The following is a 25,882-nucleotide window of genomic DNA, read 5'->3' as shown; positions in this document are numbered from 1 at the left end:
AGTCGGCCCGCTCAACGCTGGGGTTCCTTACGCCAGTTATGGCGTGCGCCACATGCTTCCGAGTGAGGTCGGCACCGGAACATTTCGTACCCACGCATGGTGACCACGAGGGGGATGCAAGGATGAACTCGCCATGACTCCGGGTCGATGTTGTCGCGCGGTACGGGCTGCGGTGTTCGCAGCCACCTGCGTGCTGCTCGCAGCTCTCGGCCACATCCTCATGTCGGGGGTGGCCGTCCCCTGGTGGGTCATGTCCGCCGCATTCGCCACTACAGCCGCGACGGCCTGGATCCTCGCCGGCCGGCAACGCAGCGTTCTCAGCGTCACGTCGACAGTTGTCGCCGCCCAAGCGGCACTGCACACCGGGTTCTCACTGGCCCAGGCAGCGGTTCATCCTTCAGTGTCCGACAGTGCCTCCTTCGCCCAACAGTGGGCCCAGTACCTGCTGTGCAGGGCGACGGAATCCGGCGCTGTCCCTCCTTCCGAAGCCGTGCGGGTCGTGACCGACGCCGGGCTCGGCCACCACCTTCACCAGCTGCCGCCCGGCGCCACAGCCATGGCCATGACGGACGGCACGACGATGTCTGCCGGGCACGACATCGTCGGCATGTCTCCGGCAGGGATGCTGGGCGCCCACCTGCTGGCCGCGCTGCTGTGCGGTCTCTGGCTCGCGTACGGAGAGCAGGCCGCCTTCAGCCTCCTGCGCGCCATCGCGGGATGGCTCTTCGCCCCGCTGCGCCTGCTGTTCCGTCTCCCCACGCCACCTCATCGGCCACGCGTCCGCGCCCGGCGTGACCGCAGGACCTGCCCGCTGCGGCAGCTTCTGCTCAGCCACGCCATCACCTCACGGGGTCCACCGTCCGGGACCGCTGTCATCTGACAGCTGGTTTCCCGAACGTGCCGGTGTGCCACCGCGCGTCTCGGGCATCGGCGCCGCCCATCGGCAGTGCTGTACGACTCACCGGCCCGCCCCACCGCGCGGTGCCGGTTCCCGGATTTCCAGAAGGACATCAGGCGATGACCCCTGCCCTGCCCCAACACCGAGCCACCGCCGACGCAAGGCCCTCGCGTCACACGCACGGTGCCGACGAACCGGTGACGCGCCTGGCGCTCGCCGCACGCGACGGCGCCCCCGACGCCGTGGACCGCTTCGTCCGCGCCCTGCACCGCGACGTCTGGCGCTATGTGGCCTACCTCAGCGCCGACCCCCAAGCAGCCGACGACCTCACCCAGGACACGTTTCTGCGCGCACTCGGCAGCCTCCACCGGTTCGAGGGCCGCTCCTCCGCCCGTACCTGGCTGCTCTCCATCGCCCGGCGCACCGTCGTGGACAGCCTCCGCCACACCGCCGCCCGCCCCAAGATGTCGGACAGGGACGACTGGCAGTCCGCCGCCGAACGGGCACAGCCACGCGACCTGCCCGGCTTCGAGGACGGAATCGCGCTCGCCGAACTCCTGGCGCTCCTCACGACCGAACGCCGCGAAGCGTTCGTACTCACCCAACTCCTCGGGCTCCCCTACGCAGATGCCGCCGCGACCATAGGGTGCCCGATCGGCACCGTCCGCTCACGCGTGGCCCGCGCCCGCACCTCGCTGATCGAACTACTCAGGGAAGCCGAGACTCCCGCCGCTCAAGGCAGGCCGGAGCAACTGATCCCGAGCCGCCCGCGTGCCGATCGAGCGACAACTCTCGCCGCTGCGGCGGCCTGAGGACACACGGAGGTCAACCGCCGAGGGGGTGCCGATCCGCTGCTGCGCATCAGCACCCCCTCGTGACGCTTGGGTGCATCGCGCGGATCCACGCCACGCCGGTGAAGCTCTTGGCCTCGACCTGAATCTCCACACGCCGAAATCCGGTGGCCGACAGGCCTTCGTAACCGGTGGCGACCAGATCCTGGTAGAGCGCGTCGGAGAAAGCGACCACCAGGTGGGTGGAGAGGGTTTCGGCGAGGGCACGGCGTACGGGACCGGAGTCGAGGACGCGGAAGAGAGCGACCACGGCGGAGCCCGCGTAGCCGCTGTCCGCCTCGTGGACGATGCCCTGGTGCAGGCTGGCCCGCATACGGATGCTGCCGGGAACCCGCGAGTCTGCGGCTCGCCCTCCGGGTTTCGTCCTGTCCGGGGCATTGGCCGGAGCATTGGCCACGGCCAGCCCTGCGGCCAGGCCGTCCAGCAGTCCCGGTACGACCCTGGTCTCGTCGATGCCGGGTTCCAGCACAAGCAGATAGCCGTCGCCCTGGGCCTGCCGGCCGCAGCGCCGCCACTCGATGCCGGCCTGCTCGCAGGCGGCGCGCAGGGTTCGCAGCAGGACGCGCTGCAACCGGATCATGTCGGCGTTGTCACGCGCGCTGTACTTCTCGATGTCGACGGCGAGGCAGAGCCGCCGCAGACCCGGCGGCAGTTCCCTGCTGTCCGGGCCGGCCTCCTCGCCGTCCGTAGCGGCACCGTCCTCGGAGGCACCGTCCTCAGAGGCACCGTCCTCGTATGCGCAGAGCGCCCAGGCGCCGGGGAGGGCCGGGCGCGCGAGCGGGGTGGCGGCCGGCCAGACCTCGGCCACCTGGAGCCGGAACGGTGTGTCGTACGGGGTTTCCGCCTCCCTGCGCAGAAAGGTCCCGCCGAGCACCGGCTGCACGGTCACCGTGGTCAGGCTCAGCCGGCCGGACACCTCGGCCGCGGTTCCCGGCAGTCGTACGACGGCCTGTGCCCAGCGGCCGTCGGGGCGGAGCGCGCCACTGCGTCCCGGGGCCCGGAAGGTCCAGCGGAGCCTGTCCCGGCCGAGTCCGAACGCGGCAACCTCCGTTCCGTCGGCAGCGGTTGTCCCGGGGGCCGGATGCAGGGTGAGGGCGTGCGTTCCGTCGTCGAGCCGGACGGCGAGGGTCACCTGCTGGTAGCCGCGTCCCTCCGGCAGCTCCTCCAGGTCGAAGGGGAAGCAGAGCAGGATGTCACGGTGCGTGGCGGCTGCCGCGACACCGCCGTCGGCCGCCCCTTGGAGGTCTGCCCCGGGAAGGGCATAGCCGAGGGGGCGCCCCAGGGAAGCACCGCCGATCCGGTCGCGTACGTGCTGACGCCCCTTGGACACCACACCGTCGACGGCGAGCAGATCCGTGGTCGCCAGTACGTCGTCGTGGGCCTGGTCGTCGTCGGCCGGATTGACACCCCCGGCACCCCCGTTCGGTTCCTCGTACTCCGTGCCGTCTTCCCCCACGTCCCTGACTCCCCCTCATTTCCTGTGCGGTGGGCACCTCTTGTCAGCTGTCCGGCTCCGTCAGACGGGCGGCGCGGCGCAGTCCGGCCGGGGAGAGGACGGTCACCCGGCTGTAGCCGACCCGGATGACTCCTTGCTCGGCCAGCGCCCCGAGCACGTGGTGCACGCGGCGTTCCTTGGCGCCGACCAGTCCGGCGATCTCCGCCTGGGTGAGCCGCGGCCCGATCAGAACGTGGCCGCGCGAGGGCTGTCCGTAGTCCTCGACCAGGTCGACGAGCACCCGGGCGACCCGGGTCGCCACCGGACAGCCGCTGAAGTCGCCCCGTCGCCGCACCGACCACCGGTTCTTGCGCACCAGCATCCGGCTGACCGCCAGTGCGGCGGCGGGACAGCGGTCGAGGCAGCCGAGGAAGTCCTGTTGCCCGATGCGCCGGGCGGTCACCGCGCTGGCGGCCGTGACCGTGGCAGACCTGGGCCGGTTGTCGAAGGCTGCGAACTCTCCCACCAGATCCCCGCCGAGCCGGACGGCCAGCAGTGCGATGTCGCCGTTCTCCGTGACCGCCGTGACCTTGGTGACACCGCTCAGCAGCAGTAGGACGAAGGTCTCGTACAGCCCCTCGGCCAACAGGATCTCGCCCGGTTCGTACGAGCGTGGAGTCCCCAGCGAGAGCAGGGTCTTCGCGGCCTCCGGGGAGCCGGCCAGCTCCGCCAGGAAAGTGCCGTGCGGCCACCGGTCTGCGGAGCCCGGGCCTTCCGTGTACCTCTCCGGCATCACGGCACCTCCCCGGGCCTCTCGGACTTCTCCGGCACTTGTGGCGAACCGATCGTAGTCGTTGGGCCATGCTGAACACCCCTTTTCCACAGGAGAGTTGTGCCCGGTGGCCTTCGCAATTCCGCAGCGCTGCGGGAAGGCGCCGCCGCGGGCCGTGCATGCTGGCTGCACGGGGGACGGCACGGGGACCCAGCCGTCGGCGGCCAATCGGGTCCCCGTAGTCCCGTCTCCCATCGCAGCCCGCGCCCCCTGGCGGAGGTCAGGCCCTCGGCGCCGGAGCGAGCCGTAGATCCGGGGAGCCCAGCAGGGTGAACCCCGCCCAGTCCACCGGCCGCGTGTGACAGCGCCTGGTCTCCCGTACGGCATGGCGCAGCGCCTCCCCGGTGGTCGCTCCCGCGGCGAGGTGCTGGTGGAAAGCGATCATGAGGCCGGCCGTGGCCGTGTCGTCGACGGGCCACAGGGACACCACCACACAGTCCACTCCTGCTACCAGAAAGGTGCGGGCCAGGCCGAGGTTGCCTTCCGGCGAGAGCCGGCCCCAGCCGGTCTGGCAGGCGCTCAGCACGACGAGGTGACAGCCCGACAGATCGAGCGGCTCGATGTCGTCTGCCCGCAGGTACGGACCGACTGAGACGCTGCCTTCCGCGCGGGCGGGGTCCGCCGGGGCGCTCGGGGAGAGGCAGAGCGCGCCCGGGATCCGCAGGGCGTCCTCGCCGGCGAGGGCGTGCGTCGCGAAGTGCGCGAACCGGGCGTACGGCAGCCGGTCGAGGACCGCTTCCCGGGTCGCCCGCGCGCCGAGCAACGCAGGGGCGTCGTAGAGCTCGGCGATGGCCCGGGCCTCCCGTTCGGCGGCGGGCAGGGCGGGCAGTACGGGTGCGGGCAGCCCTGGCAGCAGAGGTTCCGCGGGCGGGTCGGGGTTGCCGACCACGAGCGCCTCGGACGGGGCGACCATGACGGGCGCGGTGCCTTGCCTCCCTGCGGGCCGCAGACGGCTGGAGGGCGCCAGGGCGACGGTGTACCGGTCCACGAGAGGTGTGTTGTCCTTCAGCGGCAGCGCGTTGAACGGCATGTAGTGGAGAAATCCGTCGGGTACGACCACCAGCCGCCGTGTCCCGGCCGCTTTCAGCTCGTCTTCGACGGGCCGCAGAAAGGCGTCGGCGAGGAGGCGCAGATCCGCGTCGGTGACGTGGTTCCGTTCGCGGTCGGCGAGCGGGCGGCTGTCCCGTGCGGTGGTGAGCGGGACCGCGGCGCCCTGGGACAGGGCCCGCAGAAGCCGGGTCTCCGGAGGTTCCGCCGCCGGAGACCCGTCGCCGCGGACGGTGGCCTCGCCGACGGGGATCCCGCGGGTATGGGCCTCGTCGGCTGGGACCTCGTCGGCAGGGTTCTCGCCGGCCCGGGTCTCGTCGGCCGACACGGCGCTCGGCATCGCCGCGCGGACGGCGGAGAGGTCGACTTCATGGTGCCGCCGTGTGCCACCGGGGGCGATCACCCAGATGTAGACGGTGGTGGCACCGCTGGTCACGCTGGGGCGGGCGGGCCCGAGCAGGCTGTAGACCAGAGTGACCGTGTCGTGCCGGGCGGCCTGCTCGGACAGCTGCGGTGCCGTCCGTGCTCCCGGAGACGCCGGTGATCCCGGGGCCGTCGCGGTGGTGTCGGAGCCGGAGGAGTTCGTCGCCAGGAGCCGCTGTTCGAGCAGGAGGCCACGGACCCGCTCCGCGGCCTCCAGCGCGCCGTCGGTGTCGTCGCGCGCGACCCGGCAGCGCTGGAGGGCCCGGTACACCTGGGCCTGTTCTCCGAGGAGGTCGATGTGCTCCATCTCGCTGCGGGTGGTGGCCCGCGCCTGCTCCCACAGCGTGACTGCCTCCAGCAGGTGAGTCTCGGCGTCGGAATGTTCACCCCGTACGTGCAGTACGGTCCCCAGCGTCAGCAGCGTGACAGCGACGAGGTGTGGTCCCTGGCCGCCGCGCGCCGTGCGGACGGCTCGTTCCGCCCAGGTGAGTGCCTCATCCATGGTGTCCGTGAGCGCATGGAGGTTGGCGAGATTGGCGGCGGACGAGGCCATGACGAGGGGGTCACCGCGCTCGGCCGCCTCTGCGTGACTGCGGATCAGCAGCTCCACAGCCTCCGCCGTCCGTTCCGGCCCGCCGCAGAGGACCAGTGAGGTCGCGAGCCGCTCGCGAGCCTGCGCGAGCATCGCCACATCCTGCTGCCCGATCGTGCCGGACAACAGCGACAGAGCTTCGCGTGCTCTCGACACCGCCTCCTCACCGCGGTGCTCACGCCGCAGCACAAGCGCCTGGAAACTGACGGCGGATGCCAGCACTCGGGTGCGCTCGCGCTCGGTGGAGGTCCGGGCCAGCCGCTCGGCCTCGTTCGCGCAGTCCCGGGCGGTGGCGCTGTCGCCCACCGTGTTGGCGGCGAGGCCCAGGCTCACCAGTTCCTGGGCGAGCTCCAACCCGGTACCGGAGCTCCGTGCCCTCTCCGCGGCGCGGGCGAAGGCAGTGAGGGCGCCTCCTATCTCCCCCTGGAGAAGCAGGACCTGTCCGAGCCGGTGGAAACAGTCCGCGGTGAAGTCGGGGTCCTTCTCGGCAGCCAGCCCGAAGACGTGCCGGACAGCCTGCTCACCACCGGCCAGGTCGCCGCTGCGGTAGAGCGCCTCGGCCAGGGCGAGCAGTGCCCTGATCCTGGTTCTGCGCACCAGAGGGGTGTTGCGCTTCATGCCGTGCAGGAGGGAGAGGCTGCGCCTGCTGCAGTCGGCCTGCTCGGGGTAGCGGGCGAGCTGTCCGGCCGCGACCGCGGCGTCCTGCCAGCAGGCGGCGGCGAGCAACCGGTCCAAGAGATTGATGGCGGCCTCGCGGTACAGCTTGTACGCCTCCGCCCAGCGCCGCTCCTCGGCCATGCGGTCCGCCTTCCTCATACGGACCATCGAAAGCAGCTGCATCACGTCTCGGACTCCTGCGGCTGCGGCAGCGCGTCCGCGTGCACGGTCCACACGCGGTAATGGAACTCCTCGCCCACGTCCAGCAGTTGGTCCCGGACGCCGTACCAGACCTCCTGCAGCAGCGCTCCCAGGGCGGGATCGGTCCTGCACGCGGACCGGGAGGGGGCATCCCGCGACGCCAGACCCCTGAGGTCCATCGGGCGGTCGCCGACGAGGAGATGCACGGTCTCCGGCCGCGGACCCTGCGCGGGGACGTCGGAGGGCCAGTAGATCTTGACGGAGGCAGTCGTGCGGGTGCTTCTGTGCTCGTCCCCGCAGGGTTCGAGCCGGTAACCGCTGGGCTGGTCGTTGGTCACCAGGGCGGTGCGACCGCTCAGTCCGACGCCGATCACCCAGAAATACAGGGGCACACCGGAGTGGTTGGCCACCGTGACCCGGTAGCTGTCACCGTCGTACAGCCGCTCGCCCACAGGGCGCAGCACCCGCCACTCGCCGCTCCCGGCCGCATGCTCGGCCTCGAACCGGACCTCCGGGCCGGCATCCAGACGGCCCGCGCCCTCCGGGTCACGAAGTCGTCGTACGCGTTCGCCCCGGGCCAGCTCCTCCAGCAGGGCGGTCAGCCGGGCCGGATCGGAGCGTGCGGTTCCGGACGGCTTTCGGAAAGGCTGCCCCTCCGCGTTCAGCACTTCGCACGTCCCGTTCCGAGCGCGCACGGTGGCGAATGCCTCTCCCTTGTCCTCGGTCTCGGCCAGCCGTGGACAGCGGGCGAGTTCCTTGCGCAGCGCCTCGGCGAAGAGGTCATGGGCGTCGATGAGCACGTGCCGGCGGTCGTGGACCCGCACCGGAAGCGCGTACGAGCCGGGCGGAAGCGCCGCCGTGAGCAGCTCACCCGCCGGCGGCCGGGGCGCGGCGGACGGCGGCGTACACAGCAGCGCGTCCCCCGCCTTCATCACCTCCACGGTCGCCGCCATGGAGGTCTCCCGGCCGCCGCCCTCCGGCTGACCGCCGGGGAACACCATGCTGACGGTGTCCTCGATGCCGAGACCGAAGACGGCGCCGCCGGGAACGACGAACCGGCCGTCCCGCCGCACCAGCGGGAGCCGTTCGGGCTCGGGGGGCTCCTCCAGGGAGAACGGCAGCCGTCCCGAGGGCCCTCCGGCGTCGGGCCATTGCCGTACCTGCTGCTGCTTGATGCGGTCGCGGGCGTGCGCGACCAGCACCGACCAGGGCACGCGGGGATGCCGTTGCGGATCGAGCACCTTGGCCAGGGCCGCGGTGAAGACGCCCTGCCGCCCGGCTCCGGGGCGTAGTTCGACCTCGTACGCCGAGTCGTGTTGCTGACATGCCGTCAGCCGTACGACGTTCGGGACCAGCGGGTCGCCCGGACGGGAGAGAGCGGCCGCGCGCTCGAGCCCCGCGGCCCGGGCGACTCGGGGCAGCTCCACCGATTTCAGTGCCCACCGGCCGGACTCGTACGCCGCCTCCCGTACCGCACCGCCGGAGTGACAGCAGTCGAGGACGACGGTGACATTGGGGGTGACATCGGTGAGGACGCGGACGGCGGCGGTGAGTTCCTCGGCCAGATAGCCACGGAAGTCGGTGGGAGTACTGTCGGCCATGTCGACGGGCACCAGATACTGCAGTTCGCCCAGCAGTGCGCCGTGCCCCGAGTAGTACACGACCACGCCGTCGCCCGGCCGGGTGGCCTCCCCGAGCCGGCTCAGGGCCGTCCTGATTCCCGCGTAACTGGCCAGTTCCTCCGTACAGGTCCGTACGTCGGTGAATCCATGGTTCCTCAGCACCGCGTGCATCAGCTCCACATCGGCGTGCACCCCGGTCAGACCGTAGGTCTGGGCACCGATCAGCACCGCTCGTAGCGTCATCTCATACCCCCACATGGATGAAGGGCGCCCAGTGGTACGGGTGCCGGTCGTCTGCGTCCGTATGACGCAGCGGTTCGCTGTCCCGGGCCGGGGACGTGGACGGGGCCGAAGCCGGGGGCATGGACACGTCAGAGGACCGTGCGCGGGACGCCGGTCCCGCGCGGACTCCGGCACGTCGCGTCAACGCGCCGAACTCCTCGTCCCGTTCGGCGCCGGACAGATCACGCACCTCGCGCTGGGCGCGGGCCAGCGCCCCACCGACGGAGGCGGCCGGGTCGTGGACGAGGTGCCGGTAGGCCTTGGTGACGACCAGGCAGCCTGTGCTGTCGCGGACCGGCCAGAGCGAGACCACGGCATGCCGCGCCCCAGTGATCAGGGCGGCCCGGGTCAGCCCCAGGACATCGCCGCCCGCGGTGGCGCTGCCGCGCCCGGTGTCGCAGGCAGACAGCACCAGCAGCTGCGGCCCATGAGCGGCGGCCAGCAGGTCGGCGAGGCCGAGGAAGTCGTCCCCGGCGAGCGGCAGCCGGCTGCGGTTCGGGGCCAGTTCGTCGACCAGACCGTGAGCGGCGAGATGCAGCACCTCGTAGCCGGGCGCCGCGTCCAGCACCTTGGCACGGGTGGCTTCGGCCCCGGTCAGCAGTCGGTGACGGGGCATCAGCCGGGCGATCTCGGCGGTTTCGGCCGCGGTGCCCGGCAGCTCCCGCAGCCCGTGGCGGGGGTCGCAGGCCGGGGCGCCCACCAGGAGGGCGCCGAGCTCCGACCAGGGCCGGTCCGGCGCATGGTGCCGGGTGAGGAGCGAAGCCGCGGGAAGGTACGACACCTCGTGGGTGGCACCAAGAACATCGCCGTTCCAGGGCAGGGCGTGGAAGGGCAGCAGTGAGAGCGGGGCCGGGGGAACCACGATCACCCGCCGGTGATGCTGGAGTTGAGCGGCGAAGGGCCGCAGCAGCAGCTCGGCCAGCTCCCGGCCGTCGGCTTCGCCGGCGCTCCCACCCGCCGTGGAGCACCAGCCGTGGAAGCGTCGCGCGGCCGCCACCAGGGCGTGGGCCCACCGGGTACGGCGCTCGGCGAGCAGCGTCTCACGGGTCATCGCCCAGGCGACGAGGGTGTTGTCGAAGAGGTGGTAGGCGAGGAGCAGAGTGCCGGGAGGCAGTGCCGCGGCCACGGCGGCGGCGTCCGGAAGCGTACTGCCGCCGGACGCCGTGAGCGCGGCCGGAACCAGCCTCCGTACCTCCGCCTCGGCGACATCCAGAGCCCGCTCCGCCTCCTCGATGCGCCCCCGCCGCACTTCCTCTCCCGTCCCGTCGCCCTCTTCGGTCCCGCCGCCCTCGTGCGTCCACGCACCGGGAGTCCCGAGCGCCTCGTCTCCCGCGACCGCCTCCGGCCCGCGCACTTCGGTCCGTGCCGGGTGTCGAGCGTCCACGGGTGCCGACGCATCCGAAGCGGGCCGTCCGCCGCCTTCGGCGGATGAGCCGACCGGGCCCGGCGGAGCCAACCGGCTGCGGAAGGTGGCCGCGTGTTCCTCGAACTCCGCGGACCAGCGCACCTCGGCGGCCAGCCAGTTCCTGACGGCCGCGAGGGCGGATGGGTCGCTGCCGGCGGCGTCGAGGGCGTGGACGGCGTCGAGGAATCCGGCGCGGCTCCGCTCGGCCCGGGTGAAGGCGGCGGCCGGCGCGGCGGGACCGCCGAGTGCGAGGAGGGAGAGCACCGCGGTGTGGTGCAGGCCGGCCACCACCTGATCGTCGGCGAAGGCGGCGCGCAGCGCGTCGCGGGCCAGCTTGATGTGATGCTCCTCGTAGGCGTCGAGCCCCAGCAGGGCGTGGTCGGCGGCCTGGCCGTACGCACCCCTCGCCAGGGCGAGGTCGGCATGAATCCCCGGCCGTTCCCAGGGGTGGTCCTGGTCCGGGCCGGCGGCGCCGATGAACGGCACATGAGGCGCGGCGCGTTCGGGCCGGCGCAGACGCAGCCAGAGTCCGGCGGCCTGGATGGCGGAGAGCTGCGGCTCGACCGCCTCCACCTCGGCCCTGGCCCTGTCCCACTCCCGCAGATCGACGTGAACCGCACAGCGCAGGACGCGCCGGATCGTCTCGTCCGGGATCCGCTCGGCCTCCCCCAGGGCCTGCCGGGCGAGGCGGTCGGCCTCCTCCTCCAGACCTGCCGAACGGGAGCGGCGAGACCGGAAGAAGGTCTCCTGGGCCGAGCAGGACGCGAGGTCGGAACGGAGCATGCCGAGGATCGTCTCCACCGGTTCGACGTCCGCCAGAAAGCGGGTTCCGACGCTGATCGCGACATCGATACGGGATCGCGAGGCGGCCATCACCTCGGGGTCCCGGAGGGCGGACGCCTGGTCGTGGAAGATCTTGGCGGAGTGGATGACGCCCAGGCAGTCCGCCAGTTCGGGCGGCTCGCCCTGCTCGGTCCTGCGCCGGAGATGTGCGAGATGGCCTTTCTGCTCCAGATCGGTCAGGACGATACCGGCCAGCCGGTGCCGGGCCCGCAGATAGGTGCCCGCCGCCGGGGCCGCCACGCCCTCGGCGGTGCCTGCTGGCTCCGGAGCCAGCCGGTGAGCCAGCAGTGCGGCCCGCCTGCTCCGGACGACGTCCCCGTGCGTGCCCCAGAACTCGGCCCGCTCCAGGACGAGTTGCCGCATGCCTCGCAGCCATGACGTGCTTCCGGCCGTACTCGCCCAGCTCACGACGGACTCGGCAGTCTCAGCCTCCTCCCCCGGGTCCGTCCGTGCTCCGGACTCGACGCCGGCCGCGATCAGGTCGAGCTCCTGGTGGACGCCGAGCAGCGCGGCGTACGCTCCGTCACCTGCCGCGACCGCCAGCTCCCGTGCGCAGGCGACGGTCCTGCGGCATTCATCCAGTTCACCCCGGAGCCGATGGATGTGGGCGAGGCGCAGCAGCGCCGCGGCCCGGCCCCGCAGCGATCCGGCCTCCTGGTACGCCGCGTCGGCCTGCTCGTAGTGCTCGGCAGCCAGGGACAGCGCTTCCGGATCCGGCGGGTGCGGTACGGCGGCGCACTGTTCCGCCGTTCCCGGTGTTCCCAGGCGCCAGTCGCCGGTGAGAAGCGCGGCGAAGCCGGCGGTCGCGGGGCTCGGGGCGTTCTGCCCCACGTGCTGCAGCAGGGTTTCGGCCGCGTGCCGGTCGCCGGCCCGGACGCGGAGGTCCGCTGCGAGCAGCAGATGGCAGGCTGCCGCATCCGCGTGGCCGGTGGCGGCGATCTCCTCGTACAGGCCGTCGAACCACTTCAGCGGTTCCCGGGTGTCCGCCGAGAGATCCCGCTCCGTCCAGTGGGCGCGGACCCCGTACTGAACCGTTCGCGCCTGGGCGTCGGCCGCCCCCGCGGCGTGACCGAGCGTCATACGGGAGGAGAGCAGGACCGGAGTGACGCGTCCCGCTAGGTGCGCACAGAGTCGCAGCCGCGGGTCGGTGGCCGAGTCCATGGCGGCCTCGATACCCTCGCCGGCCTTGAACTGCGCGACTTCGGCCTCGGGCCGCAGGGGCACCAACGAGGTGCCGGGCTGCCAATTGCTGTCCATGGCGACCGCGGCGGTCCGCAGGGCCCACGAGAGCGGAGACCACGGTGACGGCCGCACGTGATCGTGTGCCCTGGGCGGGGTCGCACCTTCTGAGGCGCCCGGTGTCGGCTCCTCCAGGATGGCCAGGGCCCGCTTGGGTTCGCCGGCCGCGAGTGCGGCAGCCGACGCGAGCCACGTGCCCAGCGACTCGTCTTCCCGGGGGGCCGGCTCGCCGGGCCGGCGGACGACGGGATCGGTTCCCCGCTGCTCGATGAGCAGCAGCGCGGTCAGCCTGCCGATGGCTTCGCCGTTCTCGCCGCCCCCTGCGGTTACACGCTGCCTGGTTTTGGCCATGGCTTTACCCCTCCCCCTCACTCCCCCGCATTCCCCGTCCGACGGAGCGCCAGATTGCCGACCGTAGCGGCGGATTCGCGGAATGGGCCATGTCTGCGGATTTCACAGACCACCCCTAACAATCTCGATCAATCGATCGGTCATTTAACGACACATTCAGAATCGATCCGCAGGCAAATCAAATCGATCCTGGCATTGCTCGAACCACTCGCCGAACTGCGTACCTTTCCGCCCCACGAGAAGTCGGCCGCCACACGATTCCGCACCACCCTGGATACCGCACATCCCCGCAACCAATTCCGCAATACGACTGGTTGTCGCCTGCCGACCGATGGCATATTTCAGACCCGGTCCAGACCCGGCGGGGGGAGCACCATGGGTTGGCTGGAACAATTGCGCGGGCCATCAGCCCGCGCTCGCGGCCATGGCGCCACCACGGTCGCCGGGCATTTCACGGCGGGCCCGACGCATCACGAACCCAAGCGCCTCGCGGCCGAATTACGTGATCTGGCCGGCCACCCGCTCTGTGCGGTGCACGGCGAGGCGCTGCGCCGTCTCGCGGATGCGGTGAACAGCGGCAGCGAGGACGAACTGCGCATGTGGGCGGGCGGCGGACTGGTCGCCGCGTACTGCGGGCCGGACGCGCTCACCGCCGCGACCGCCGCGGAGTCCGGCGGAGCGCGGCGGCTCCTCCATGCGCTGCCCTCCGTACTCGTCTTCGCCCCGCTGCTGGTCACCTGGGCAGGGCTGGGGGCCGCCGCCTACGCATACCAGCGGATGCGGGACTCCGGCGAAGGCGCCGACTCCGGCCCGTCCGAGTCGTTCCTCACCCTGTGGCAGCAGGGCTTCGACGGCCATCTCTGGCCCGTCCTGCACTTCGACATGATGGTCGTCTACACCGTCGTCGCCCTGCTTGCACTGATGGGCACCACCGTGCTGAGCCGCCTCAGGGACACGGCGGAGGAGACGGAACGGCGGCTGATCGTCCCCCGACTGTCGGGAGCGCTCGCCCAGGTCGAGGCGCTGGCCGCGCGAGCCGCGCACTCCTCCCCCGCCCACTTCGCCCAGGAACTCCAGGGCGCGGCCACGGGATTGCGGGCCCTGCTGGTCCAGGCGGCCGATGTCCAGGAACGCGCACACGACCTCCTCAGCGAAGCCGGTGCGGCCACGGAGCAGCACCTCGCCGCCGTCAAGGCTCTGGAGTCGGCCGTGGCCGAGCTACGGGCGGGAACAGCGGACGTACGGGAGTCCGTGCACGTCGCCACAGAGGCGGCCGGCGAGGTGGCGACCGGTACCCGGCTGCTCACCGACGAGCTCGCCAAGTCGGGCAGCGCCATGGCTGAAGGCATGGACCGCGCGGGCCGGCTGGCTGCGGAACGGATAGGCGGCGCCGGGCAGCTGACCGCCGCCCGGATCGACAAGGCCGCGCGCGAGGCACGCGAACGGGAAACCGCGGCGGCCGACCGCACAGCGCAGTGGATGCGCCAGGCCGTGCAGGAGGTGACCGGATCCCTCACCGCCGTGCGCGCCTCGACGGCCGAGTCGACTCAGGTCCTGACCGCGACACTCGGCGGTCTCGACCGCACACTGGCGGCCCTGCCGGCCGCCCTCGAACGCGCGGCCGCAGAGGGCGCCGAACGCATCGGCACCGCCTACGACCTTGCGGTCGCGGCCCTGGCCGTCTCGCTGCGCGAGGAGGTGCATACCGTCACCACCGAACTGGCCGCCCGCATCGCGGAATTGCGCGAAGCCACTCTCACCCAGCAGAACGGCCAGACCCGGGCGCACACCCGGCTGCTGGAAACCGTCGAGGAGTTGCACGGCGCACTGCGGTCCCTCGCCGACACCCTGGCCGCGGGCCCGCCCGCCCCGCCCTCCCCGCCGACGCTGAGCCTGCCCCTGCCCGGACTCCGTCCACCCGCCGGGCCCGGACCGGGAGCCGAAAGGAAGCAGGCCCGCCCCGAACCCGCCGATGATCCCCGGAGCGCGCGGGCGGCCGGCGAGGGGGACCGATGAGGAGGCGCGGCATGTCGGGGGCACGGCTGGCAGGGTGGCTCTTCGCCGATCTGCTGCTGGTCATGGTGGTCGTGGCGCTGGGCGGCGAGAAGATGACGGAAGGCGCCGGTGCGCGTATTCGGCCGGAGCTCACGGCCGGCCCCACCGGCACGCCGGCGCCGTCACCGACGCCCACGATCTCCGCCCCGGCGCCGAGCAGCCCGGCGGCCCCGGCCGGCGGGCTCGATCCGGACACCGAGTCGATCACCGTACGCACCGACCCGGAGGAACTCATCGGCGGCTCGGACGGGGCCGCCGCGAGCATTCGACGCCAAGTCGTCGAGAAGGCCAAACAGTTCCAGGGCGAGCGGGCCGCCTTCGTCATCGTCTTCGGCAACGCCGGCCGACTCCCGGGCGGTGCGGTCGACACCCGGTCCAGCACGGCGTATGCCGAAGCCGTCGCCAAACTGCTGCCCTCCGCCGCACCCGATTTCTTCCCGCCCTACGACGAGAAGATCATCCGCAGCTACCACAACACGGACCCCGGCGTTCCGTCCGGCACCGCCGAGATCGAGCTGTTCTTCCTGCTTCACTGACCCACTCACCGCACTCACCGCGGAGTCGCCGTGCCCCACTCATCCGCATCAGCCGCCACAGGTTCCCACGCGTCCTCGCCCACCGCTCTCGCCGATCTGCAGCGGTATGCCGAGGACGCCCAGGCCATGCTCCGGGACCAGGAGATACCCGACACCCCGGAGTGCCACGCCGGCCGGGACCGGGTCCGGGAAGCCGCCCAGGAGCTGCTGGACCGGGCCATCTCCCCCGTCACCATCGGCGTCGTCGGGGAGTACAGCGTGGGCAAGTCCCTGCTGCTCGGCACCCTCTTGGGCTGCCCCGATCTGCTGCCGGCCGAGGAACGCCCCACCACCGGCAACATCACCGTGCTGTCGCTGACCGCGGGCGAGCCCGGCAGCCCCACCCGGGCGGCAGAGGACACCGAGATCCGCTATCTGAGCGAGGCGCAGCTCAGCCGCTGCGTACAGGACATCCTCTCCAGTCTGATCACCAAACTGGACAAGAGGCATCCGGAGTTGGGCGCGGGCACCGCCCTCGCCGGATACGACCCGGTGGCCGATCCGCGTGGCTGGGCGCCCTTCGACAGCTGGTACCCGTGTCTGTGGCCTGCCCCACCGGGCGCGGGAACCCGCCCGGTGCCGCCCGAGGTCATCGACGACACCCACCGGGACACCGTGGTCGAGCTGTGCCGGATCAGGGACGCGCTGCTCAGTCAGCAGGGAGAGCTGAGCGTTCTCGGGCAGAGCGTCTCCGTCAAACGGCGGATCGTCAACGAGGCCCTGAAGCTCCCGGCCGAGAAGGTAACTCCTCCCACACCACCCAAGCTCACCATCCAGCCGTTCAACCGCGAGAACGTCCGCAGCGAAGTGGGCGATGCGCTCAGCCGCAGCTTCCCGCTGATCGAGCGGGTGGTCCAGGAGGTCACGGTCTCCCCCGACCACTGGGCCCTGGGCGGTCTGCTGACCGAACACCGGCTGCGGTTCCTGGACTTCCCCGGCATCGGAGCGGCGGGCTCGTACGGCAGGGACAAGTCGCTGAGCCGACGTGCGCTCGTCGACGTGCACACGATCCTGCTGGTCCTTCTCTCCGCCCGCCCGCAGTCCAAGGGAGCCTCCGAATTCTGGGACATGCTCCTGGAGGACGGCCGCACCCCGGAGGCCCTGGGCCAGGCCGCGTTGGTCGCCTCCAACATCTTCGACCGGACGCACCTTCCGTCCCTCGCCGCCCTCCCGGGCTCCGAACTGCCGCTGCCCCAGCTGCTGCGGCACGCGGACGAGCTCAACGGAATCCATGTCTACGGCAGCAAGTTCGTCCGGGGACGCCAGGACGGCATCGTCGTGACCTCGGCGATCCCCGCGATCCGCCGCTACGAGCTGTCGTACACCAACCTCTCCGACCACACCCGCGACCGCGTCCGCGCCGCCATCGGCAAGCTTCCGCCGCCCGGCGAACGCCCATGGGAGCCGATCGCGGCCCGCCTGGAGGCCACCGAGCCCGCCAATGCCTGGACGCCACGGCTGCGCGCGTACGACGAGGACGGCGGCGTCGGCCATCTGCGCACGCTGATCGAGGAGCACGTACGGAAGAACGGCGTGGCGCAGAAGCTGGAACGCGCCGAGCGCTCACGGCGGAAGCTGAACGCGGCGCTGCTCACGCTCCAGCGCCAGATACATCGCTCCGCGGCAGGCGAGAACGCCGCGTACCGGGAGATCACGGAGATGTTCGCCGAGCTGCGCTACCTGCTGGACAAGCGGGTGCGCCCCGCCCTGCACGCGCTGCACAGCCCCGACCCGCTTGCCGAGGACGGCGGCGAGGCACCGGAGTACGGCGAGGCCGGGGACGCGGGGACCCTGGCCCGGCCGCCGGGTCTGGCGGCCACGGCCGCCGCCGTGCACCAGGACGTCTTCCAGTGGACACAGTGGCACCAGCTGCTGGAGCGCGCCGACCGGGACCAGCAGCATCTGGTCACCAAGAGCAGGCCACCCGCGGCCGATACGACCATCTGGGAGGACTACTTCGATTCCGCGGACGCGGGCTCCGACGCCCCGGACGACATCCTCGGGGACGCGGACCCGGCAGAGGACTCATCCGGCATCTTCGTCGAGAACTTCCGGCAGACGGTCCAGGAATGGAGCAGGAACGGCAACGACGGGCTGCGTGAGTGGTGCCAGGACTGGGCCACCCACTGGCAGCAGGAGTTCGCCGCGCTGCGCGAGTGGTTCGCCGAACCCGGTACGCGCTCGCTGCTGATCGAGCTCTACTCCCGGCGGCGCGGTGGATCGGCGAAGGCCCGCCGGCAGCTGGGGCATCTCTGGACCTGTCTCGACCCCGAGAAGACGGTCGGAAAGATCATGCCGAGGCTCGACCACCGGGAGTGGGACAGGAGCGAGCTGGAAAGCCGTTTCCCCGCCCGGCCGCACCACGCACTCGCCTGGCACCACCTGATGCGGGACCTCGAGGAGCACATCGAGGAGCGGGAACGGCACCCGCTGCGGGTGGTTGAACTGCGCCAGCACACGGCGGTAGCCGCGGCCCGGACGGTCACGGACCATCTGGAGGAACTGCTCGGTGTGGTCACCGAGCAGCTCATCCCGGTGTACGACCAGGCATCTGCGGCCCTTCTCAAGGAGAGCGATGTCGTGCCGCCCCGTCAGGACCCGCCGGGCGACGGCCTCTTCGGCGGGCCGGCCGGCCGGCCACCCGGCGGCTCACCGGACGGCGACGGCGGCGCCGACGAGTACCGCGAGTACGTCGAGCAGCCGATCGACCACCTCATCAGGACCTGGAGCGTCGACTGACCATGAGCAGCGCACTGGAGATCTCCTTCCGTGTCCCGCCTCGTGCCGGCACCGAACCCGGCACCACGCCCCACCCCGGCGTGGTGGCGCTCGGCCGGCGGCACTTCCGCGTCTACGCCGATCAGGACGGCTTCGCCCTTCCCGAAGTGCTGGTTGAGCGCGAGCCCGGCAACTTCGGCTACCTCACCGTCCATCTGCCGCCCCGCGTCGAGGTCCGCGCCGAACCCGGGGAGCCCATGCCGGCGCAACTCGCGCACGCCCTGGAGACCGTGTGGGTCCCGCAGGAGTACACCGTCGTCAGCGTGGACGGACTCCGAGTCCTCTCCGCGAACACCCGGCTGCCCGTCAGCCTGGTGTACGGCGATCCTCGTACGGCACCACCGGGCGCTCCGTTCCCCGAGAGGCAGCTCCGGGTCGATGTGCACTGGTCCGTCGACTACACCGGCCCGTCGGGCAACTACACCGCGCCCGGCAGCGTCACCGTGGAGTTCGCGCCGCCTGGTGAGCAGCCACCGGCGGCGGAAACAGCCTCCGGGTTCGCCTCCGGCTTCGAACCCGCGGACGACGGCGAGTTCCTGGCACTGCGGACCCCGCAGCCGGCGGGCGACCACTTCCAGCAGTTCGTCGTCGTCGATCTGGGCTCGACCGCATCCACGGCGACGCTCTGGGACCTGGGCAACATCACCCACCGGCTGGTCGACCCCGATCAGACGGCGGCCCTCGCCGCGCTGCTGAGAGAGTTGCTGGAGCCTCCTGCCGACGCTCCCAGCGAGTGGCGCAAGGTGGTGGAGGCGATCATGTCCAGCCGACTCGTACTGGGTCGCCGGGGCGGACAGCGGATCACCGGGCGGGAGGCGCTCGCGCGGCTGAACGACGCCGATGTCGTCGACGCCCTGATGGTGAAGGTGGAGCAGAGCCTGCATCAGGACAGCCGGCCGGCGCTGCGGGACTGGCTGGTGTCGCGCCTCTACGACGGTTACGCCCGCGTCATGAGCACCCCCGCGCTGGACCGCCACAAGCTGCGGCCCGTGGACTATGCGGACGTCACCGGCAAACGCACCCATGCCCCGGCGAGCGCCCTGGTCGAACTGCCGAGGCCGGCCGAGGCCGAGCCCGGCGTCGCTCCGCTGCCGCAGGACCGGCGCTTCGAGCTGTGTGGAGAGAACTCCGACGACGCCATCACCGGTATCAAGCGCGCCCTCCTGGAGCATCCGCCGCGCCCTGTCGGCGGCACCGACATGAGCGCCGTCCATCTTGCCCAGCACATGTATCTGCGGCTGGTGGAACGGGCGGAGGAACTCACCCGCCGCGAGGGGGACCGGTCGGAGCCACGGCTGCGCACCGCCGTCATCACCTACCCGACGAGCATCCTGCCGGAGATCAAGCTCCGGCTGGAGACGCTCGTACGCACCGGACTCGGCATCCCGCAAGTGGTGATGGACTACGACGAGGGGCTGGCCGCCAGTCTCTTCTTCGTGATGCGGGAGCTGTCCGACAACCAGAACCTCGGTCTGGAGGCCCTGCGTTCCCGGTCGCGGCATGTCAGCGACGACCCGCCGACCTGGCATCGCATTCTGCTGGCCATCGACATCGGCGGCGGCACGACGGACATCGCGCTGCTGCGGCTGGCAATGGTGGACCAGACGCCGGAGCTGACGAAGGAGGAGGAGTTCGTCTCCGGCCGCGACTACCGGCTCGAACCGCAGCTGCTGGGCTCGACCGGGCACGGCCAGCTCGGCGGCGATCTGCTGACTCTTCAGGTCTTCTACTGGATCAAGGCCTGCCTCGTCGACCAGTTGCGCTCCGGTGGCAGCAGCCCCGGCGCGGCAACCGGTACCGGCGTGAACGGTGAATCCGTGACCCGTACCCTCGCCACCCGGATCGCCGACCAGGCCGCCGAGATGCTGAACGTCATCGTCGCCCCGGACGTCCACCGCACACTCGACGAGTACCTTCCGACGCGCTGGGAAAATGTCCGCGACGAGGCGGAGCGCGACCGGCGACGGCGCCGTTTCACTCTCCTCTGGCAACAGGCCGAGCTGCAGAAACGCAAGCTGGGCAAAGGTGTGGACGGCGGCGGGGGCGGGGGTTCAGCCACTGCCGGGACGATCAGGACCGATCATGTCCAGGCGATTCTCGACGCCTGCTCGCACGGGCTCGGCCAGGCGAAGGAGGTCCGGCTCGACCCCGCCGACTTCCGAAAGCTGCTGCAGCCGGTACTGAGCCGAGCCGCGGAGATGGGCGGCGACCTCGTACGCACGGTCTTCACCCGGATCCACGAGGAGAACGCGAAACGCGTCGCCAAGGGCCTGGATCCGCATCCGGTGCCTGCCCTCGACCAGGTGGTGCTCTCCGGCCGCAGCAGCGCGCTGGAGCAGGTGCGGGAGAACGTCATCGACGTACTCACCAAGGTCGACGCCGACTCCCAGGTGCGGCTGGGCTGGAACCCCACCGCCCTCGCGGTCGAGAAGGGCTTCATCGCCAAACAGGCGACCTCGCTCGGCGCGGCCTGGGCCCATTCCACCCATGCCCTCGCGGGCGTGCTGGGCGGACAGCGGACTCGGCTGCGGGCCACGGACGCGGTGATCCGGCTGAGCGATCTCGACATCAGGACCCAGGGGCTCTTCTCCGCGCTGCCAAGCGATTTCGGCCCGGTGACCGGCGAGGCCAGGGTGCTTCCGGTGCTCCGCGCCGGTACTCCCTTCATCGAGCTGGACGCGCGGGGCACCAGAGGTGTCCGTACGGACTGGCAGCCGCTGAGCGACCTGGTGCTGCTGTATCGGGCCGTCTCGTCGAAGGACTCGATCCAGTGGGGCAGTTTCAATCTGTTCCTGGCCGCCGACGCGGAGTCGATGAAGGAGCCGCTGGGCGAGGCCTGGCGGAGGATGGACGGCAACGGCGTCAACTACCAGCTGGAGATGGACCACCGGCTGTTCTCCTACATTCTGCTCTGCAACGGCACACCGCATCTGCTGGTCACCGGTCAGCCCCTGGAACTGAACGACGCACTGCCGGGTCTGGCCTTCAACGCCTCGCTCGGCCAGTGGTCACTGCCCGGGAGCATCTGCGTGTCGCTGGGCGCGCCGGACGTGGGCGCACCGGACCTGGTCGAGGTGTTCCCGACTCCGCGGGCCGCCGGTCCGGATACAGCAACACGTTCGGGTACGGGCGCTGGTGAGACGTATCTGGGCGAGCTCTTCCACGACACCACCGATTCCGAGGAGCCACCGGTTCCGGGACGGGTGGCGGTGCTCGACGCGCTGCCGGTCCGGGGTAACTACCACTTCTATCTGCTGCGCGACGGCAGCGGCGAACCCGAGTACCTTGGCCGGCTCCCGGCCCCGGGCCAGGGCGAGCACTCGGCGACGTTGGACGCCCACGGCCGGCTCCGCGTGCACCGGGGCGCCGTCCCCTATCTGCCCGCGGAGACCCTGCGGCAGGTCGAGCAGCGTCCCGGCCGGGTACTGCACCGGCCGATGAACCGCGGTGTCAGCAACTTCAACAAGCACTGGGACCCCACGAACGGGAGCCACTGATGCCCGCCACCAGCACCGCCAACAGCACCGCCACCAGCACCGCCACCAGCACCGCCACCGACCACTGGGCCACGTTCGCCGACGCCGTGGCCGACACCTTCAGAGCGGGCCCCTCGGCGAGCCGCGACACATTGCTTTACGCTCTGCGCCGCTGCGCGCAGACGCTGAAGGAAGAGATGACGCCGGATCACGAACGGTACGCCGGTGACTCCGACGAGGTGGTCTCCCGCGTACTGGACGCCTACAAGGCCCTCGGTCTCGCGATCCGGGCCGCCGGAAGGCCGCCGGTCACGGGCGGACCCGAGCCGGCCGACGAGGCGGACAACCGCACCGGGGCGGCCCGGCGGACGGGCGAGGAGGGTACGGACACCGGTACCGGGACCGAGTCCCAGGACATGACCGCAACGCCGCCCGATCCCGATCCTGTCTTCGACCGGGAAGCCCAATGTGCCACCCGCCTGGTCGAGTTGGGCGATGAACTGCACACGGACCACGGCATGTACGTCGGCAGTTGGCGGCGCCGTCCGCCCGGGCCCGTCACCGGGAAGGACATAGCCGGATCCTGGGAGTCGCTGCATATCGCCCTGCTGCGCCTGCCCAAGAAAGACGTCGCCACCTGGCGGGACAAGTTGGCCAGGGCCGCACGCGAGTGCCTCGGCATCGACAGTGCCGCGTCGTCCGGCGCGCCGGACGACCACCCCGTTCCCGCGCTCGGCGCTCTGCACAACGGAGTTGTCCTGCCGCGCGCCTTCACCACCGTGGGGGCGCTGAGAAGGGCAGCCGCCCAGGCGCCCTCGGACGTCCGCGACGGTCTCGGCATCGGGGACGCCGGGGCCGGGGACTTCCACGACCCGCGGCTCCACTGGGCCGCGCGGGCAGCACAGGCGCTGCGGCTGGTGGAGCTCGACCCGGAGCTGCGAGCTGTCCTCGACCCGGACGGCGCTCCTGCCGCCCTGTGGCACGAAAAGCAGAACCGGTACCGGAACGTGCTGGTGAGCAGCTTGAAGACCGCTGCCAACGCACTGAGCGGAGGGGCCGACTGGACCCCCTCGACACAGTTGGGCCCCGCCCTGCAACTCGACCTCGTACTGGGCGGACTGCACCACGAACCGGCGGCCGCCCCCGACAGCTGGTGGTGGTGGTGGCGCAGGGAGGTGTCGTGCATCCTCAAGCCGCTGGCCGAGAAGGCGGGCCACGAGTTGGTCTTCGACGACACCCGCACCTGGCACGAGTCCGAGCTCGGCGCCTTCACCAGGAACAATGTGGGGGGCGACAGAACACGGGACGAGCAGTTGATGCACTGGGTGCTCCAGACCCCACTGCGCCGACGCGGCGGACAGGGGACGGAGTTCCCGGGCAGGGTGGTCTGGCGCCCCGATCCGCCGAACCCCGGCGGGCTGTGACATGGCGAGGACGGCGGGGACCCATCGCCCCACGTGGAGCGGCCCATGGTGGGTGCGCGCGAGCGCATTGCTCGCCGCGTCCGGGGTGGGACGTGCCGCCGGACTGTCCCCACAGCTCGCGGCCGATGTGGCGATGCTCGGTGCACAGGACGGTGACGCGAGGCGGGTTCCGCTCCGGGTGGTGGTGCCCCGTACCGGCCCCGGCCCTGGGCTGGTTCCGCTGCTGGCCGGGCTGCGCATCGCCGATCCGCCCTTCGACACGGACCTCCTTCCGGTCTCCGTGCTCCACACCGCCGTCGACCGCCCCGAACTCCGCTTGGCACCCGCCCAGTCGGCGGCGCTCGACCGTCTGGCCCGGCTGCTGGCCTCCCGGCCAAAGCTGCTGGGCGAGGCACTGCGCGCCTCGCCCGGCACGGCGGCCTGGCTCCGCGTCCGTGCGTCCGAGGCCACCGCCGGCTCCTTCTTCCGCCCGGGCTGCGCGGGCACCGAAGCGGTCGCCCGTACCTGGCGCCGCTGCCAGGACCTCACCGCGGCCGGTCCCCTATCGGCGGTCCTGGATGCCGCGGTGGCATCGGCGCTGTCCGCACCGGCGGTGATCCGCGCGCCGTTCCGCGCCTCTCTCCTGCCCTGGCCGACTCCGGGCGAAAGGGGCCGGGACAGCCTGTGCACAGAGGTCGTCGATCTACCTGTCGTAGCGCCGGACAGGGCCGGACCCGTGACCGGGCGCGCGCTGCGCCGACAGGCCCTGGAAGTGCTGCACGCCGCGCACCTCGTTCTCGCCGTGCTGCCGGCCGACGAGCTCGGTGCGGACGCGAAGCCCTCGCCCGCGGTCGGAGTGCTCGGGGGACTGTTGGAACAGGTCCGGCGGGCGCCGCACCCGCCGCCGGTCGTGCTGGTGGCGACCGTGGCCGGGTTGCGCGGGAGGCATGGCATGGCGGATCTGGGCAGCTGGTTGCGCGGGCGCGGCGGCCGGACCGTGGGGCCCGCGGCCGAAGGGCTGCCGGTGTACGCATTGGCCTTGCCGGAGGCCGGACTGGCGGCGCGGCTGCTCGACGGGACGGTTCGGCGGCCCGGGTACGCCGTGCGGCAGGCGGAGGCGGACTGGGCTGCCTCAGGTCTGGCGGCGCTGAGCGAATTCGTCCTGCGCCCGCTGATCGGCGAGGCCCCTCGCCAGGTTCCCGGCCTGACCGTGCAGCGGCTGCGGGCCGCGTGCCGGGACATCCGGCTCGGCTGCCTCGACTTGACGGAACGTCATGAGCGGTCCACGGCCGACCCTGCGGAGTCGCCTCCGCCCAGGGAATCGCTCCCGGGAGCGGAATCGCTCCGGGAACGCGACGGACGCGAACTCTGGGACCGTCTCGAAGCCTTCGCCGCCTCCGCGCTCGCGGAGCGAGCCGTGCGGCGGCTGGCCACGAACGGAGGTCGGCCGCGTGGAGATTGAACCGCTCGGTCTGGTCGCGTTGCTCGCCCTGCTGTTCGCGTCCCTCGCCCTGTGCGGCGTACTGGCCGCACGGGTCCGCCGCGGATCGCGCCGCGCCGTAACACCGGTACTGGTGCCACCGAGGGAGCTGGTCGCGGCGGAACTGGAGCGGACCCGCGGGGCGTACGAGGTCCAGCTCACCCGGCTCCGTGGAGAGCGGGAGCAGGCGCTCGCGGACAACGGTGTTCTGCGGTCGCGGCTCGCCGAGGTGGAGGGCGGCGTGGAGGCTGCCCTCGCGGCGGCGGTGGAAGTGCGACTGGCTGCCGCGCTGGAGGCAGAGGTGGAGGCGAGAGTGGCCGCCGCGCTGGAGGCGCAGGTGGAGGCGCAGGTGGAGGCGCGACTGACCGCCGCCTTCGAAGCGAAGGTCGAGTTGGGAGTGGCTGCCCGGCTCGCCGAGGCGCTGGCGGCCGCCGCTGCCCGGAACCGCACGCAGGAGGCGGCCGAGGCCCCCGACCCGCCCGGCGGGCCGGCGCTCTCCCCCGCCGTACCGAGCCGACTGCCGCTGGGCAGGGATTCCGCGGCCGACAGCACCATCGACGGTGCAGACCTCGGTCCGCTGATCGTCCGGGCGGCCTCCGTTCGGGGCGACCGGCAGCGCGACGACGGTGAGCACCGGCGGGACGCGATCCTGCTGGGGCTGGTGGAGGAGATTCCCTCTCCGACGCTGCTCAGCGTGGTGGCCGCGGGTGCCCCGCGCGGGCTGTGGTCGCGCTCGGCCGCGGAGCGGGCCTGCCGGAGCCTCGCCGCGCAGCTCGGCCACTACGGCGAGCGGCTCGGCGCCGAGCTGTATCAGGGTGCCTACGCCACCACGCATGTCCCGGGCGATGACAGTGAGCTGGGGGGCCTGCTGCGCACCGCCGTCCAGGGTGTGGCTCGCTCGGTGCGTCTGGTGGCGCGCAACGAGACGGGCGGCGCGAGCGCCGGTCCCGGCAGCACCGGCGCGGCCGGGGACGCAGAGGTCGAGGTCGCGCTCACCGGACTGCTGTCCCGCCTGGGCGATCATCAGCTGCGTGAGCATGTGGCTTTCGGTGTCGGCGACTGCTCCGTACTGCGGCTGCGAGAAGGCGCCTGGGGCGAGGTTTTCACCGGTGCGCGGGAGGCGCGGCTTCCCAGCGCCGCGCCGGAGCTGCGCTGGGCCCGGTTCGATACCCGGCCGGGTGACCTGCTGGCGGTGTGCAGCGCGCCCATGGCGGAGCTGCTGCTCCGCGAGGATCTCGGTGACTGGTTCGCGGAGCGCTGGGCAGACCGCCGGCCGTTTCTGACGGCGTTTTTCTCCGATGTGAACGTTCGGGTGAGGTCGGCCGGGGGCGACCGGTCGGCTGTTTGTCTGTGGGATTTCGGGGAGGCCCGCCGCACCTCTACGACCGGTGGCTCGACGCGGTCCGCCACCGGCGACGGTCACGCGTGACGCCGGGC

14 protein-coding genes are annotated in these 25,882 nt (G+C 71.8%); 9 read left to right on the top strand and 5 right to left on the bottom strand.

All coding sequences use genetic code 11. The features are described 5' to 3' along the window. Positions 1 to 133: 133 nt before the first annotated feature. On the top strand, positions 134 to 880 hold the full coding sequence (locus ACFYXH_RS23365; RefSeq protein ID WP_389566114.1) for a hypothetical protein: 747 nt from the start codon (positions 134 to 136) through the stop codon (positions 878 to 880). 137 nt (positions 881 to 1,017) lie between these two features. Then, complete coding sequence (locus ACFYXH_RS23360) at positions 1,018 to 1,710, top strand: sigma-70 family RNA polymerase sigma factor (RefSeq protein ID WP_389566112.1); 693 nt, start codon at positions 1,018 to 1,020, stop codon at positions 1,708 to 1,710. Positions 1,711 to 1,759: 49 nt separating this feature from the next. Here ACFYXH_RS23360 and ACFYXH_RS23355 read toward each other — a convergent pair whose 3' ends face one another. The 5 genes from ACFYXH_RS23355 to ACFYXH_RS23335 form a co-directional block, all read right to left on the bottom strand. Continuing rightward, positions 1,760 to 3,205, bottom strand: coding sequence for a hypothetical protein (locus ACFYXH_RS23355; RefSeq protein WP_389566109.1), 1,446 nt, complete (start codon positions 3,203 to 3,205; stop codon positions 1,760 to 1,762). A gap of 43 nt (positions 3,206 to 3,248) precedes the next feature. Further along, positions 3,249 to 3,977, bottom strand: coding sequence for a Crp/Fnr family transcriptional regulator (locus ACFYXH_RS23350; RefSeq protein WP_389566107.1), 729 nt, complete (start codon positions 3,975 to 3,977; stop codon positions 3,249 to 3,251). Positions 3,978 to 4,236: 259 nt separating this feature from the next. Next, the gene (locus ACFYXH_RS23345) at positions 4,237 to 6,918 is read right to left on the bottom strand and encodes a CHAT domain-containing protein (RefSeq protein WP_389566785.1); all 2,682 of its coding nucleotides are present in this window, start codon (positions 6,916 to 6,918) and stop codon (positions 4,237 to 4,239) included. After that, positions 6,918 to 8,801, bottom strand: a complete 1,884-nt coding sequence (locus ACFYXH_RS23340; RefSeq protein WP_389566104.1) for a caspase domain-containing protein — start codon at positions 8,799 to 8,801, stop codon at positions 6,918 to 6,920. The genes ACFYXH_RS23345 and ACFYXH_RS23340 overlap by 1 nt, the downstream gene beginning before the upstream one ends. A gap of 1 nt (position 8,802) precedes the next feature. Further along, positions 8,803 to 12,678 (bottom strand): CHAT domain-containing protein, encoded by a 3,876-nt coding sequence (locus ACFYXH_RS23335; RefSeq protein WP_389566101.1) that lies wholly within the window; start codon positions 12,676 to 12,678, stop codon positions 8,803 to 8,805. A gap of 375 nt (positions 12,679 to 13,053) precedes the next feature. On the opposite strand from ACFYXH_RS23335, the gene ACFYXH_RS23330 reads away from it, so the two are divergent. Genes ACFYXH_RS23330 through ACFYXH_RS23300 form a run of 7 tightly spaced genes read left to right on the top strand, consistent with a single transcriptional unit; the run spans position 13,054 to position 25,874 of the window. Then, positions 13,054 to 14,694, top strand: coding sequence for a hypothetical protein (locus ACFYXH_RS23330; RefSeq protein WP_389566098.1), 1,641 nt, complete (start codon positions 13,054 to 13,056; stop codon positions 14,692 to 14,694). An 11-nt stretch (positions 14,695 to 14,705) separates the two neighbouring features. Beyond that, positions 14,706 to 15,269, top strand: coding sequence for a hypothetical protein (locus ACFYXH_RS23325; protein ID WP_389566096.1), 564 nt, complete (start codon positions 14,706 to 14,708; stop codon positions 15,267 to 15,269). A gap of 30 nt (positions 15,270 to 15,299) precedes the next feature. Next, on the top strand, positions 15,300 to 18,047 hold the full coding sequence (locus ACFYXH_RS23320; RefSeq protein WP_389566093.1) for a hypothetical protein: 2,748 nt from the start codon (positions 15,300 to 15,302) through the stop codon (positions 18,045 to 18,047). Positions 18,048 to 18,049: 2 nt separating this feature from the next. Continuing rightward, positions 18,050 to 21,583, top strand: a complete 3,534-nt coding sequence (locus ACFYXH_RS23315; RefSeq protein ID WP_389566091.1) for a hypothetical protein — start codon at positions 18,050 to 18,052, stop codon at positions 21,581 to 21,583. Continuing rightward, positions 21,583 to 22,986 (top strand): hypothetical protein, encoded by a 1,404-nt coding sequence (locus ACFYXH_RS23310; RefSeq protein ID WP_389566089.1) that lies wholly within the window; start codon positions 21,583 to 21,585, stop codon positions 22,984 to 22,986. Before ACFYXH_RS23315 ends, ACFYXH_RS23310 begins: the two co-directional genes overlap by 1 nt. Positions 22,987 to 23,038: 52 nt before the next feature. Beyond that, on the top strand, positions 23,039 to 24,427 hold the full coding sequence (locus ACFYXH_RS23305; RefSeq protein ID WP_389566086.1) for a hypothetical protein: 1,389 nt from the start codon (positions 23,039 to 23,041) through the stop codon (positions 24,425 to 24,427). Further along, positions 24,417 to 25,874, top strand: coding sequence for a hypothetical protein (locus tag ACFYXH_RS23300; RefSeq protein ID WP_389566083.1), 1,458 nt, complete (start codon positions 24,417 to 24,419; stop codon positions 25,872 to 25,874). The genes ACFYXH_RS23305 and ACFYXH_RS23300 overlap by 11 nt, the downstream gene beginning before the upstream one ends. The last annotated feature ends 8 nt before the right edge of the window (positions 25,875 to 25,882 follow it).

Source organism: Streptomyces sp. NPDC002730, from assembly GCF_042888805.1.
Taxonomy (GTDB): domain Bacteria; phylum Actinomycetota; class Actinomycetes; order Streptomycetales; family Streptomycetaceae; genus Streptomyces.
The sequence above is the reverse complement of the archived record's forward strand: the minus strand, read 5'-3'. Positions and strand labels throughout refer to the sequence as shown.

Coding starts and splice junctions, on each gene's coding strand:
- ACFYXH_RS23365 (WP_389566114.1), top strand. CDS start 134: ATGACTCCGGGTCGATGTTGTCGCGCGGTACGGGCTGCGGTGTTCGCA.
- ACFYXH_RS23360 (WP_389566112.1), top strand. CDS start 1,018: ATGACCCCTGCCCTGCCCCAACACCGAGCCACCGCCGACGCAAGGCCC.
- ACFYXH_RS23350 (WP_389566107.1), bottom strand. CDS start 3,977: ATGCCGGAGAGGTACACGGAAGGCCCGGGCTCCGCAGACCGGTGGCCG.
- ACFYXH_RS23345 (WP_389566785.1), bottom strand. CDS start 6,918: ATGCAGCTGCTTTCGATGGTCCGTATGAGGAAGGCGGACCGCATGGCC.
- ACFYXH_RS23340 (WP_389566104.1), bottom strand. CDS start 8,801: ATGACGCTACGAGCGGTGCTGATCGGTGCCCAGACCTACGGTCTGACC.
- ACFYXH_RS23335 (WP_389566101.1), bottom strand. CDS start 12,678: ATGGCCAAAACCAGGCAGCGTGTAACCGCAGGGGGCGGCGAGAACGGC.
- ACFYXH_RS23330 (WP_389566098.1), top strand. CDS start 13,054: ATGGGTTGGCTGGAACAATTGCGCGGGCCATCAGCCCGCGCTCGCGGC.
- ACFYXH_RS23325 (WP_389566096.1), top strand. CDS start 14,706: ATGTCGGGGGCACGGCTGGCAGGGTGGCTCTTCGCCGATCTGCTGCTG.
- ACFYXH_RS23315 (WP_389566091.1), top strand. CDS start 18,050: ATGAGCAGCGCACTGGAGATCTCCTTCCGTGTCCCGCCTCGTGCCGGC.
- ACFYXH_RS23310 (WP_389566089.1), top strand. CDS start 21,583: ATGCCCGCCACCAGCACCGCCAACAGCACCGCCACCAGCACCGCCACC.